The organism is Exiguobacterium sp. SH1S1 (genome assembly GCF_004337245.1).
Taxonomy (GTDB): Bacteria; Bacillota; Bacilli; order Exiguobacteriales; family Exiguobacteriaceae; genus Exiguobacterium; species Exiguobacterium aurantiacum_A.
Map to the genome: position 1 here is coordinate 154,723 of NZ_SJUZ01000006.1, position 13,571 is coordinate 168,293.

The following is a 13,571-nucleotide window of genomic DNA, read 5'->3' on the forward strand; positions in this document are numbered from 1 at the left end:
GTGCTTTCAACCGTATAAAAAAAGCGTCACCGGGATGGTGACACTTTCTCATTTAATAGACATCTTTTTGGGTGAAGTGATAGAACGCGTACGCCAACGCCGCGAGCGTCCAAACGAAAATGACGATGAGCGAGAACGGCAGTGTCATACCATCGATCGGCGGGGCTTGCCCCTCGAGATAGGTATGAAGACCGAAGTTGACGTTCACCAAGTATTTCGAGCTGTCCCAGTTCGAACCGAGCGACGTGAGGAGCGGTCCCGAAATGAGGATGGCCATCATGATCCCGATCCCGGTCGCCGTATTTTTGACGAGGACCGAAATCATGAGTGCGATCGTACCGACGGCCGCCACGACGAACCACGATAGACCGACCGACATGAGCAAGTATTGCCACATCGGCAGCGTATGGACGAAGTCGGTCGAGAACGTCCCGGTCGCTGAGGCCTGGAATCCGGTCAAGATCGGTGCGGTCCAACCGTCCCATCCGAGCACGATCCCGGAAATGGCGTAACTGACGAACGCCGTGATGAAGATGAGGATCGATGTGTACAACAGCGTCGTCATCCATTTCGCCAACAAAATCTTAAAGCGCCGGACCGGACGTGACAACAGCGTCTTGATCGTCCCGTCGTTATGCTCGCCGCTGACGATGTCTGCCATCAGAACGATGATGAACAGCGGCAGGACGAGCGTCGTCCCTTGGGAGAAGAAGACACGCATGAACGTCGGCGCCCCAGGATAACTCGGATTGATGTCGTTATCTAAGTAGTATTGATTTTGTTGCACTTGGAACTCGAGGATTTGCCGGAACTCGTCTTGGACGTTCGCCGAGGCGAGCCGGTTTTGCGTATCGACGATCTCTTGCTGCAAGTCGACACGCCAGTCGATCGTCCCTTGCTCTTCACGCTGCTTCTCGATTTGACGATAGTTGGCGTACGTGAACATCGAGACGAGTACGACGAGGATGACCGAGACGACCAATAGTCGTCGCTTATTATGGATCTTCAACACTTCGTTACGAATCAGGCCGAGTAAAGATGGATTAGACAATATGGTCACCCCCGGTCAATGTGATAAACAGTTCTTCGAGCGTCTGAACACGTCGTTCGAGACCAAAGACTTCCACATCTCGATCAAGCAAATAACGATTTAATCGGGCCGTGTCTTCTAAGTTCATCGAGACACGGATCGTCCGTTCGTCGACGACGTCCGCCTGCTCGATCGATTCAAAACCACGAACAATCGGCAACACCTCAAAACTGTCCGCCACGTGAACGTCGACCGTCGACGCCAATTCATTGATCAGCTCTTGAACGGTACCGACTTTCACAATCTTGCCGCGCGACATGATGGCGACACGGTCAGCGAGCAACTCAATTTCCGCCAAGATGTGGCTTGAAACGAGCACACTGAGTCCGGTTTCTTCGACGAGGCGACGGATAAACAGTCGCAAATCACGGATCCCCATCGGATCGAGCCCGTTCGTCGGTTCATCTAAAATCAAGACACGCGGGTTGTTGAGCATCGCTTGCGCGATTCCAAGCCGTTGGCGCATCCCGAGCGAGTACGTCTTCACTTTGTCATCGATCCGGGCCGTCAAATCGACGAGGTCGATCACTTCTTGAATCCGGGCCTCCGTGATACCCGGTAACATGCGCGCGAACACGTTCAAGTTCTCGCGGCCACTCAAAAATTTATACAGCTCGGGATTCTCGACAATCGCCCCGATCTGGTTCATCGCTTGGACGAACTGGCGCTCGACGCCAAAACCGCAAATCGAGACGGACCCTTTCGTCGGTTTGATCAAGCCGACGATCATCCGGATCGTCGTCGTCTTACCAGCACCGTTCGGTCCTAAAAAGCCGAACACTTCCCCAGGAAACACATCGAACGAGATATCGTCGATGATGGTTTTTTTCCCGATTACTTTTGTCAAATGGTCTATTTTCAATGTTGGTTGCATCGTCTCACCTCAACTCTATTCTAGCGGACTCGTCCGCTTCTGTCCTATTCGAACATTCACATAGGGCAGGTTCAAATATATTTGATATGATGGTTACATAGAAAGTGAGGTCATCAGATGAAAAATGGGAAATGGTATGCCTTTTTAATCGGCTCTGTCTTGTTGACGGCAACGGCTTTGTTTGGTCTTTGGATTGGGTATCAAGACATCGTCAACCCGCCGGAGCGTACGCTCTCGGTCAGCGAAGATACGAGACCTGAACCAGACGGCGAAATTTTCGTCGCTCTCGGTGATTCAATCACACGCGGCGTCGGTTCGACGTCAGGCGCCGGTTACGTTCAACCGGTCAGCGCAGCTCTCGAAGACCAAGATATCCGCACACAAAACTTGGCCATATCGGGGGCACGCACCGAGGACCTGCTCGCTCAGCTCGCTCAGCCGGAAGTTCAGCGGACAATCAAAAACGCCCGCTACATCACGCTCACGATCGGCGGCAACGACCTGTTCAACCGGGGCGAGAACGTCGATAACTTCGAATCTGTCGATATCGAACAAGTCGTCACGGACGCTAAAGCAAACTTAAATGATATCTTTGCAGAAATCCGTGGTCTGAACGACACGGCTCAAATCGTCTATATCGCGCTTTACAACCCGTTCCCCGAGAACACGAACGGACAGGCGTTCAACCAGCTGATTCTCGACTGGAACGCTGCGGCGGCTAACCTTGGGAATACGTACCGCATCGACGTGATCGATCCGTTCGCGTACGTGAGCGACGTCACCCGAGACCTCGCAAGCGACCAGTTCCACCCGAGCGATCGGACGTATGAAAAACTTGCCGATGACATTTTATTTATCCTCGACTAAACACGTTTGGCCTGATCACATGGATCAGGCCATTTTTACCGTTCATATTGGATAAGCCACGTCTCGTCGACTCGTTTCATCGCCGTGCCGTACCAACCCGTCTTCAATAATTCGACTTGGCCGTCCGTATCACTCATCTCAAGCCACGCCGTCTCACCTAACGGTCGCCAACCCGCATGCAGTTCTTTCATAAAGATATAACGAAGTTTACCGCCATACTTTTGTTTGAGTGCGCCGATTCTTAGGCCCAGGACAAACTTGTCCTTCAAGCTCGGGATGTTGAACGGGGCGACGGTCGCACAGACGAGGTCAAACCGCTCGTCTTGGCTCAATTCTTCCATCAACAGCTTCCCTAAATGTTGCTGCAAACGGTAGCCCCGATAAGACGGATCGACGTTCGTCACCTCTTGGTAGATGATGCGATCGAGTTCATCCTCACGCCGCCCGATGTCACGACCTAAATGTTCGTCATCGAGCGGCGGGATGAGCAACGCCCGAAACGCGATCAACACCCCTTGATGGAACGCGCCGATGATCGTCTGATCCGACAACAGCTTCATGAATTCGTCTGTCGTGAGCGCTTGGTAATGGCTACCTTCGGCCAAATCAGCAATCACGGTTTGTTGCACCGCTTCGATGGCCGTCATGTCTATATCGGTCAGATGCCGAACGTCGAGTTCAAGTCCATTGCATTCACCGTGCCACATGATCGGCGCCTCCGACTTCGTAGTAATCGGTCGTCAGGCGACGGAGCACGTCCTCATCGACGTCGACACCGAGACCCGGGCGGTCGTTCAAGCGGATGAACGGTAAATCGTACGTCAAATTGCCGACGTCCGTAGCGAACCGGAGCGGGCCGGTCAGTTCGACCGATTGAACGATTTTACTCGAGAACGCGACGTGGAAGCCCGCGCTCGAGGCGATCGACGATTCGACCATCGAGCCGATTTGACACTCGATACCGGACATCTCGGCCATATGGACGAGTTTTTTCGCCGGATAGATGCCGCCGCACTTCATCAATTTCACGTTCACTTTATGCGCCGCTTGCATCATCGTCAAGCGGCGCATGTCGGCGACACCCCGTACCCCTTCGTCAATCATAAGCGGGACCGATATTTTGCCTTTAACTTCGAGCATTCCTTCAAAATCGTCGGCTTTGACCGGTTGCTCGACCCAATCGATATCAAACGGTTCGAGCTTACGCATCGCCTGCAGCGTCTTCGCCGCGTTTACCCAGCCTTGGTTGACATCAACACGGATTGGGACGTCAGGACCGACCGCTTGCCTTACTGCCGCGACACGACGGACGTCCGAGGCGACATCGACGCCGACTTTCATTTTGACGGCCGTGTAACCTTCTGCGACCTGTTCCGACGCTTCTGCCGCCATCGCTTCAGGCTCACCGATACTTAAGACGTGTGTGACCGGGAAGGCGTCGTGATAGCGTCCGCCGAGCAACTCGTAGATGGGTTGTCCGAGCTTCTTCCCGATCAAGTCATGGCAAGCAATGTCGAGCGCTGCCTTGGCCGCTGGAACGTCACGGATGGCCCGGTCCATCTCGTCGTGAATCCGTTCTAGATGCATCGGGTTCCGTCCGATCAACAGTGGACCGAGCAAGTGGCGAATGACACTGATCGTACTCTCAAGCGACTCGCCCGTCACGTGTTCGTCGGCAACCGCCTCACCGTACCCGACGAGACCGCATTCGGTCGTCATCTTGACGATTACCGACGGCATGACGTCATAGCGATGGTAGCTGACGATGAACGGGACTTTGAGCGGTAGTTCAATCGCAAACAGTTCTATTTTTTCTAGTTTCATGATAAGTGCTCCTTTACATTTAAAAGTTCATTGTATATATTGTCGTTAAATAGTCGCTAAATTGCAAGGAGGAGTTTTCGCATGTCGCTTCATTTAGCAATCGTCGGTTCAGCCGACTTCGTCGCTACCATCACAGCGCTGGCCCCTGATTATGAAGATGTTCGCTTCGCCTACTATACGTATCAACATCCGCACGAGGCGGCCACGATCGCCAAACAGCTCGGTTCGTTCGACGGCGTCTTCTTCTCGGGATCGTTCCCTTATTCGTACGCGCTGCCTTATCTCAGTACGAATATGGCACACCACGTCGTCCAAGACGAGACCGTGCTGTTGACTACGCTCCTGTCGGCGGCGCTCACTCGTGCCGTCTCCCTCGAACACGTGTCGATCGATGTGATCGAGCCGAGACGGTTGGCGGCGATTTTATCGTCCCTCCCCGCAGTGACGACACCACCTCGTTTAATGAAGATTCATCCTGACGTCGACTTTCAAGACGTATTCGCGTTTCACGCGGACTTACAACCCGCTCAAACGAACTTGGCCTTGACGAGCATCGAGCGTGTCCACCGCCAATTGCAAGAGCAAGGCTATGAGAGTCAGCTCATGATCGAGCCGCCGAGTACGATCCGGTACCATCTCGAGCAACTGATTCAACGTGTTCGGCAACTATTGGCGGACAACGCTCAATTTTCAATCATTTTATATGATACCGATTCCGAGGCGCTCCGCGACCATTTGGCAACGGTTCACTATATCGGCGGACATCTCGAAACGACGGACGGTCCCTCGACCGCTCTGTTGACGACGAAAGGCGAGACGATCAGCGCCCTCGAAGAAAACACGCTCGCCCCCGCGTCTTTTGACTCTTCAATCGGGATCGGCTACGGCACCCAATACCAACAAGCTTACGAACATGCACAAATCGCCTTGTCTGCAGCCACCGACGAACGAGTCCGCATCGTTGACGACTCGAAGCGATTGTCTTTCCCGAAACGCGACGACGTGACTTCTTACCGTGTGACCGAAGAAGTTGCGTTCGATATCGTCAAACAAGTCGGCATCAGCCCGGCCAACGCCGGCAAGATCATCCGATTCTCGAAACGCAAACTCGAGTTCACCGCCAAAGAGCTGACCGACTACTTGAACGTCTCGCGACGGACGACCGAGCGGCTCATCAAAAAACTACATGACGCATACCTTGTCAGCGTCATTGGTGAAGAAATGAGTTACGCCCAAGGCCGCCCCCGCGCCGTCTATAAATTCAATTTCCCGGCCTAGAGGGCCGGGAAATTTTTATAATGCCGCTTGATCTTCGACTTGTGTTTCTGCTTGCAACACCGTGATCCGTTCGATCGTGAACCCTGTGAACGCATAGATGATCGAGATGACCGGGACGACGAAGTTGAGCACGGCGTACGGCGCGTACTCGAACGCCCCGACACCGAGCGTCCCGAGAATGAACACCCCGCACGTGTTCCACGGGATGAACACTGACGTCAGCGTGCCGCCGTCCTCGAGCGCCCGGGACAAGTTCTTCGAGTGGAGCCCCATCTTCTCATAGGCCCCGGCAAACATGCGTGCCGGCACGACGATCGATATGTATTGCTCGGAACATGTCGCGTTCGTCGCAATCCCGGCAAGAATCGTCGACGCGATCATCGAGCCGGCCGTCTTCGCTAGTTTGACGATCTGGTTCATGATTGATTGCAGCATCCCCGAATACTCCAAAATCCCCCCGAACGTCATCGCGACGATCGTCATCGAGACGGTATACATCATCGCGTCGAGCCCACCCCGACTGAATAAATTATCGACGAGCTCATTGCCGGTGTCGATGACATAGCCGCTTTGAAGCGCACCGACGCTATCCGAGAGCGATCCGCCTTGAATGACGACTTGGGCCAGGAAGCCGAGCGCGATCCCGACGACGAGTGCCGGGATGGCCGGTACTTTTTTCGTGACGAGCACGATGACCGCGAGCGGAATCAGTAGCAACCAAGGCGAAATGACGAAACTGTCCTCCAAAATGCCGAGCGTCTGCACGATATCTGAAGGATTCGTCGCCGTATCATTGAAACGCGTCCCGAGCCACCAATAGACGCCGAGCGCGATGATGAGTCCCGGAATCGTCGTATAAAGCATATGACGGATGTGGACGAACAAGTTCGTATGCGTCAAACCGGCCGCAAGGTTCGTCGTATCCGACAGCGGCGACATCTTATCGCCGAAGTAGGCGCCCGAGATGACGGCACCTGCGACCATCGGCGCCGGAATCCCCATGCTGAGCCCAATGCCCATCCCGGCGACACCGATCGTCCCCATCGTCGACCACGAACTGCCGATCGACAAAGCAACGACCGCACAGATGAGACAGATCGTCACGAGGAAGTAGGCCGGCGAGATGATCTTCAACCCAAAATATATCATTGTGGCGACAACGCCTCCCCCGATCCAGGCGCCAATCGTCAAACCGACCAAGATGATGATGACGACCGCCGGCAAGGCGAGCCGTATCCCCTTGTACATCATCTCCTCGATGTCTTTCCATTTGTACCCGTGACGCCACGCGACAACCGAAGCGGTCGCCGTCCCGACGATGAGCGGGATGTGTGGCCCTTGCTCGAGTTTGACGATGGCGACGAGCATGACCCCAATCATGACAAGTAGCGGCAACAACGCCCAACCAAGCTTCATGTCTTGCCTGTTCCCCTGCAGTTCCATGTAAATTCCTCCCCGTTAGCGAAAATTCAGAATTGTCGTTATATTGTCGCTAATGAAATTATGATAACGCTTACATGAGAAGTTAGCAACAAAAAAATGGACGGCAAGCTCACGCCCCGTCCATTTCGTTTCACTTTATCGTATTGCAACCGCTCGGCGTAGCGTCTCGGCGAGCAAAGCCGCCCCTTCAGGCAAGACGTCGCGGTCGAACGTCATCTGCGGGTGATGCAGTCCCGGCGTCAAATTTGCCCCGATCCCGATCATCGTGGCATCGAGTCCCGGTTTCTCGACCGTGTAAAAATGAAAATCGTCACTTCCCGACGTCACGATGCGATTGACGAGCGCGTCCTCGCCATGGAGTGCGATGATCGCTTCTGCTGTAATCCGGCTCGAGTGTTTCCCGATCTCGGCACCCGGCGTGAAGTCTTGCCATTCCAACTCGATCTCGACGCCATGCAGCACGCTAATTTGATGCAACATCGTCTCGAGACGGTCACGAAGCTCGAGCAGTTCTTTATTTTGCTGGGCCCGCACGTCAATCGAGAACGTGGCGTTGCCCGGAATGATATTCATGTTGTCACTTCCTGCCTGGACACCGGTCAGCTTGATCGAATGCGGCTCAAACGGCGACAGATAGATGCTTTTCAACATCTGCTGAATCGTGAAGACGACGTCGAGCGCATTCTGACCTTGGTGTGGCCTCGCACCGTGGGCATCGTCCCCGATGATCCGTCCTTTCAAGAACAAAGCGGCGCCGTGTTGAATCGCAGCGGCGTATTGGCCGCGCTTCAGCTCTTCGAGCGGGCGCAAATGAATGCCGTACAAGTGGCTGACATCGTCAAGTGCCCCTTTATTGATCATCGCGAGCGAGCCGTTACCTTGTTCTTCCGCCGGTTGGAAGATAAAGCGGATCCGTTTCGAGAGCGCCTCGTCCTTTAACAGCTCGAGCGCGCCGAGCACCATGCTTATGTTGGCGTCGTGGCCGCACGAATGGTTGGCCCGGAACTCTCCGTCGACTTGTTGCCATAAGGCATCGATATCGGCTCGGACGGCGATAACGTCGGCACCGGTGCCGATTTCAGCGATAACACCCGTCACGTCGTCAAACGTCTCGTGACGCACGTTCCATGACGCCAAGATGTCCGCAATCGTCTTCGTCGTCTTTTCTTCTTTCCAACTCACTTCCGGATGAGCATGAAAATGCTCGAACCAGTTCAGTACGTTCGTAGTCATGATTGATTCCCCCGTTATGTAGTCACAGTTTCTTGACGCCTTTGATCAACACCCATTGCAGCGGCAGTCGACCCCATGTCACCCATTTTGGTAACGTCTTGCCCCCGATCCGGGATGGTTTGAGTGCCATATTGATGTTTGCCGGGAACACGGCAATCAAAAAAGCTGGCAACGTCTTCTTGACGAAACCGGTCCCTTTGTTCAAGAGCAACAACACGCCATAGACGACTTCAATCACACCGCTAGCCTGTACCATGAAGCGCTTGAACGGCCATGATTTCGGAATAATCGACATGAAGGCGCGCTCTTGAACGAAATGCATGATGCCGGCCCCTAAAAATAACACACCGTATAACTTACGAATCACGTTATCCCCTCCTTTTTCTAAGCATAACAAAAAAGATGGGCATCGTGCCCATCTTTACAACGCGTCTCCGTTCGCATTTTGAATCTCGACATCGACCGTTTCGGTCTTGCCGTCCCGGACGTACTCGATCGTGACGACGCCGTCCGTGTCACGAATCAATTCGCTCCGCAAATCGATGAACGAGGACACGGGTTGATCGTTGATTTTGACGATGACGTCACGAGCCTCAAGGCCCGCTGCCGCCGCCGAACTGTTCGCCTGCACGTCGACGATAATCGTCCCGGCCGTCACCGACTCCGGTAGCTTGATCTGTTCAGTCAAATAACCAGGCGGGAACTCATTAACGTCACGCAATGAGACACCGAGCGACGGATGGTTCACTTCGCCGGTCTGCTCAATTTGATTGATGAGCGGCAACGCGATGTCGACCGGAATCGAGAAGCCGACCCCTTCGACAGAATCGGTCGCGATTTTCATCGAGTTGATCCCGATCAACTGACCGGATTCATTGATCAACGCCCCACCAGAGTTACCGGGGTTGATGGCCGCATCCGTTTGGATGACTTCGGCATTAAAGTCCGCTTGTCCGTTCTCGTCCGTATCGACCGGTACGAGACGCGACGTCGAAGAGACGATCCCGCGTGTAACCGAGTTCTCAAACTGTCCGAGCGGGTTACCGATGGCGATGACCGTCTGCCCCGGTTTCAATTCGCTCGATTTCCCGATCTTAATCACAGACGATACGTTGTCCGCGTCGACTTCGAGCACGGCCAAATCGTACGTCGCATCGCTTCCCATGAGCTTCGCATCAGCAGTTGAACCGTCGTTGAACGTGACGGTCAGACGGTCGGCGCCATTGACGACGTGATGGTTCGTGACGATGTAAGCCGAGCCATTTTCTTTTTTATAGATGACCCCTGATCCGACACCCGCTTCGACCGCTTCGTTCGAGAATCCGCTCGCCGCGAAGTTGTTCACGGTCACGACTGCCGGTTGTGCCACCGCGACCGCATTGGTGACCGATGTGTCTTTGATGTTCGATGAGGTTTGGACAGGTGTCCCGTCTGACGTCACATTCGTATTCGACGTGACGTCAGGTGCTTGATCGATAAACGGTAACGCAATCGCACCGGTCAACAACGCCCCGGCGACGCCGCCGATGAACCCTGGGAACATCCGGCTCATGAAAGAGGGCCGAGCGACTTGTTCTGCTTGCGGAGGCTCAGGCGCCCGCTTTGACGAACCTAGCTCTGTATCTAACCAATCTTCATGTCGATTTTGTTCATTTGGCCGATCATTTCGTTCCATAACATGTCATCTCCTCAATGATGTTTCCTCTAACTTCTACCCTGAGTATAATAGAAGCCGGCACCGTTTCATGGAATTGACGGAACGATTACAAGATTCTTCACAATTTGCGTCAATTTCGTCAGACGATGTCGTTCCGTAACGTGCCGAGCCCGGAAATCGTCACTTCGACCCGGTCTCCGGACTGGAGGTAGACCGGTGGCTTCATCCCATGTCCGACCCCGGCTGGCGTCCCGGTCGCGATGATGTCACCCGCTTCGAGCGTCATCCCTGCTGAGAGCGTCCGAATCAGTTCATCGATCGGTCGGATCATGTCATCTGTCGATCCGAGCTGACGGTTTTCCCCGTTCACGTCTGTGCGGATTGACAGTGGAAATTCGAGTTCTTCCGGCGTGACGATAAATGGTCCGAACGGACAGAACGTGTCGAACGACTTGCCGCGGAAAAACTGGACGTGCTGCTTTTGCACGTCTCGTGCCGTAATATCGTTAATGATGGTATACCCAAAAATGTGGTCCTCGACGTCTTGAATGTCGCGTCCTGACTTTCCGATGATGACGGCGAGCTCGCCCTCATAGTCAAGTTGGTCGGTAAGCGCTGCATGACGCTCGACGATGGCATCAGGACCGACGACCGAGGTCGGTGCTTTCGTGAAGATGACGAGCTTACCGGCTCCCGCCGTATCCATCTCTTTCACGTGCTCCTCGTAGTTTTTCCCGATGCAGATGACATTTTTCAGCGGCCGGTATGGCGCTTGAAGTTTGACGTCTTCGAGCGCTCGTACGCTTGCGACGTCTAGATCGATATCCGGTTTAAATTCGCGAGCAATTACTTCTAACAATGAGTTCGTATGTAGTTGATCACTGACATCATATACTTGGTCCGCTTCGACCACCCCGACTCTTGTCTCCCCTTCGATTTCATAGCTACACCATTTCATAATGATTTCCCCCTTTTTTGTTAGTATACAAAAAATCGGGGCGTTGTCGCCCCGATCACGCTTTGTTCAGAAAAATGATCCGCTGGTTGCTCGACCCCCGGAAACGGAGCGAGCGGTCCATGAGCGGCTGCTCGAAACGCCCGTCGACGAGCACGTCGGCGTGGTCAAGGACGATGTCGATGTCCTCATTTTCTAGCTGTTGTAGCGCTTCTAACGTGTAGCCAGTATAGATCCAGACGTTCTTCCCGAGTGTCTTGCAACCGCGCACGACCTCCGACAGCTCAGCCGGTTGCAGGAACGGCTCACCGCCCGATATGGTCACGCCTTCCCATGCGGCCGTCTCGACACGGTCCAACAACTCTTCGACCGAGATGTCACGACCGCCTCGCGGATTCCACGATTCAGGGTTGTGACAGCCCGGGCAACGATGCGGACAGCCTGCTGTAAAAATCACGGTTCGAATGCCCGGACCATCGACGACCGATTCTTCAAGTACGGATAGGACGCGCATGATGTTTCACCCTCGCTCGTTCTTCTTCTCGTTTCGCCGAGTTCCATCGATCCATCGTCCCGACCAAATAACCGGTGATACGACGAATCCGCTCGATCTGATCTCGTTCCCCGCACGTCGGGCACGACTCGTCGATGATTCCTTCTAGACCGCAACTCCCGCAACGATCGACCGGATGATTGATCGAGCCATAGCCGACGTCATGCGCCCGCATGAGCCGCACGATCGATTCAACCGCTTCCGGGTTATGGGCGAGCGAACCGTCGACCTCGACGTACGTAATATGTCCGGCGTCACATAAGGCGTGGTATGGTGCCTCGATTCGAACCTTGTCCCGGATTGAGACGTGTTGATAAACTGGGACGTGGAACGAATTCGTATAAAACGCGCGATCGGTCACACCGGCGATCATCCCGAATTCGTGTTGATCGTTTAACACGAACTTCCCGGACAATCCTTCGGCCGGCGTCGCCAGTAGCGAAAAGTTTAAATCATGATCGTCTCCCGCCTGCCTCATCCGTTCCGCGAGATGGGTCACGATATCAAGCCCGAGACGTTCTGCTTCTCTTGATTCAACGTGCGTCCCGCCAACGAGGACGCGTAGCGCTTCGGCGAGACCGATGAAGCCGAGCGACAACGTCCCTTGTTTTAACACGTCTCGTAATTCCGATTCAGGCAAAAGCGTCTCACTCCCCCGCCAGACGTGCTGCGCATAAAGAAAGCGGAATTCGTCCGCATGTCGCTTGCATTGATAGTCGAAGCGCTCGAGCAATTGCTCGATGGCGATGTCAACGAATCCATCCAACGTCTTATAAAACGACTCGATATCGGATGACACGAGTGCCATCTTCACTAAATTCAACGTCGAGAACGATAAATTACCTCTTCCGATCGACGTCTCTGCCCCATGACGGTTTCCCATCACCCGCGTCCGGCAGCCCATATAGGCAACTTCCGAAGCATGTGTCCCGTCATAGTACTGAAGGTTGAACGGCGCATCGACGAACGAGAAGTTCGGGAACAACCGCTTGCCCGTCACGCGGCATGCGTGGCGGAACAAATCGACGTTCGGGTCCCCGTCATTGAAATTGACGCCTTCCTTTACTTTGAAGATTTGAATCGGGAAAATCGGCGTCTCCCCGTTGCCTAATCCTCGCTCTGTCGCTTTTAACAACTCGCGGATAAACACCCGTCCCCACCGACTCGTGTCGGTGCCGTAGTTGATCGACACGAACGGAACTTGACCGCCGCCGCGCGAATGCATCGAGTTGGCGTTATGGATAAACGCCTCGCACGCCTGGTACGTCGCCGATACGGTTTCTGCTTCAGCAATCTGCTGTTGTTGCTCCACCGTCAGCTCAATCGGTAGTCCGTTCAACCGCTCGAGTTGACGTTCATACGTCTTCTCGACGTAAGGAGCGAGATCGACGTCAAACATCGGGAACGCCTGTCCCCCGTGCTGCATGTTCTGATTCGCTTGAAGAATGATCGAGGCGAGCGCCAGCGCCGAACGAATGTCCTGCGGGGGACGAATCGTCCCGTGTCCGGTGTGGAACCCGTTCGCGAGTAACTCTCCGAGCGGGATTTGACAACACGTCGTCGATCCGGTCACATAGTAATCGGCGTCATGCACATACAAGTAGTTATCACGGATCGCTAGACGTGACCGTTCCGACAATAGGTACGTGGTCGATAATTGTTTTGACACTTCTGAAGATATGCGCGCTAGTTTGCCGAGTGGCGACTTCCCGTCGACGTTGGCGTTCTCTTGGATCAAATCTTGATCTGGTAGCACACAGACATCGTTATAAAGCTGGAGCATGTTCACTCCGCATC

Annotated in this window: 13 protein-coding genes; 2 read left to right on the forward strand and 11 right to left on the reverse strand. The window is 54.1% G+C overall.

All coding sequences use genetic code 11. The features are described 5' to 3' along the window. Positions 1 to 52 precede the first annotated feature (52 nt). Together EVJ23_RS11960 and EVJ23_RS11965 are read right to left on the reverse strand one after the other, a co-directional pair. The gene (locus EVJ23_RS11960) at positions 53 to 1,051 is read right to left on the reverse strand and encodes an ABC transporter permease (RefSeq protein ID WP_070327360.1); all 999 of its coding nucleotides are present in this window, start codon (positions 1,049 to 1,051) and stop codon (positions 53 to 55) included. Then, positions 1,044 to 1,964 (reverse strand): ABC transporter ATP-binding protein, encoded by a 921-nt coding sequence (locus EVJ23_RS11965; RefSeq protein ID WP_070327361.1) that lies wholly within the window; start codon positions 1,962 to 1,964, stop codon positions 1,044 to 1,046. Before EVJ23_RS11965 ends, EVJ23_RS11960 begins: the two co-directional genes overlap by 8 nt. Before the next feature lie 117 nt (positions 1,965 to 2,081). Between EVJ23_RS11965 and EVJ23_RS11970 the strand changes: the two genes are divergently transcribed. Next, positions 2,082 to 2,831, forward strand: coding sequence for a GDSL-type esterase/lipase family protein (locus tag EVJ23_RS11970; RefSeq protein ID WP_071397395.1), 750 nt, complete (start codon positions 2,082 to 2,084; stop codon positions 2,829 to 2,831). A 35-nt stretch (positions 2,832 to 2,866) separates the two neighbouring features. Here EVJ23_RS11970 and EVJ23_RS11975 read toward each other — a convergent pair whose 3' ends face one another. Continuing rightward, entirely contained in the window at positions 2,867 to 3,538 is a 672-nt protein-coding gene (locus tag EVJ23_RS11975) for a hypothetical protein (protein ID WP_131465172.1), read from the reverse strand. Next, on the reverse strand, positions 3,525 to 4,655 hold the full coding sequence (locus tag EVJ23_RS11980) for a mandelate racemase/muconate lactonizing enzyme family protein (protein WP_131465174.1): 1,131 nt from the start codon (positions 4,653 to 4,655) through the stop codon (positions 3,525 to 3,527). Before EVJ23_RS11980 ends, EVJ23_RS11975 begins: the two co-directional genes overlap by 14 nt. 81 nt (positions 4,656 to 4,736) lie before the next feature. On the opposite strand from EVJ23_RS11980, the gene EVJ23_RS11985 reads away from it, so the two are divergent. Beyond that, positions 4,737 to 5,933 carry an HTH domain-containing protein gene (locus EVJ23_RS11985; protein WP_131465176.1) on the forward strand — a complete coding sequence of 399 codons (1,197 nt, stop codon included), beginning with the start codon at positions 4,737 to 4,739 and terminating at the stop codon, positions 5,931 to 5,933. A gap of 15 nt (positions 5,934 to 5,948) precedes the next feature. On the opposite strand, the gene nhaC is transcribed toward EVJ23_RS11985, so the two are convergent. The 7 genes from nhaC to EVJ23_RS12020 form a co-directional block, all read right to left on the reverse strand. Then, complete coding sequence (gene nhaC, locus EVJ23_RS11990; protein ID WP_370252268.1) at positions 5,949 to 7,349, reverse strand: Na+/H+ antiporter NhaC; 1,401 nt, start codon at positions 7,347 to 7,349, stop codon at positions 5,949 to 5,951. Positions 7,350 to 7,511: 162 nt separating this feature from the next. Continuing rightward, entirely contained in the window at positions 7,512 to 8,609 is a 1,098-nt protein-coding gene (locus EVJ23_RS11995) for an amidohydrolase (RefSeq protein ID WP_131465180.1), read from the reverse strand. A gap of 22 nt (positions 8,610 to 8,631) precedes the next feature. Next, positions 8,632 to 8,976 (reverse strand): DoxX family protein, encoded by a 345-nt coding sequence (locus tag EVJ23_RS12000; protein ID WP_173647363.1) that lies wholly within the window; start codon positions 8,974 to 8,976, stop codon positions 8,632 to 8,634. 54 nt (positions 8,977 to 9,030) lie between these two features. Then, positions 9,031 to 10,284, reverse strand: a complete 1,254-nt coding sequence (locus EVJ23_RS12005) for a S1C family serine protease (protein WP_131465182.1) — start codon at positions 10,282 to 10,284, stop codon at positions 9,031 to 9,033. Between the two features lie 121 nt (positions 10,285 to 10,405). Next, positions 10,406 to 11,224, reverse strand: coding sequence for a fumarylacetoacetate hydrolase family protein (locus tag EVJ23_RS12010; RefSeq protein WP_131443861.1), 819 nt, complete (start codon positions 11,222 to 11,224; stop codon positions 10,406 to 10,408). Between the two features lie 55 nt (positions 11,225 to 11,279). Then, positions 11,280 to 11,735, reverse strand: a complete 456-nt coding sequence (gene nrdG / locus EVJ23_RS12015) for an anaerobic ribonucleoside-triphosphate reductase activating protein (RefSeq protein ID WP_131443862.1) — start codon at positions 11,733 to 11,735, stop codon at positions 11,280 to 11,282. Then, entirely contained in the window at positions 11,713 to 13,557 is a 1,845-nt protein-coding gene (locus tag EVJ23_RS12020; protein ID WP_131465184.1) for an anaerobic ribonucleoside triphosphate reductase, read from the reverse strand. Before EVJ23_RS12020 ends, nrdG begins: the two co-directional genes overlap by 23 nt. Positions 13,558 to 13,571 lie beyond the last annotated feature (14 nt).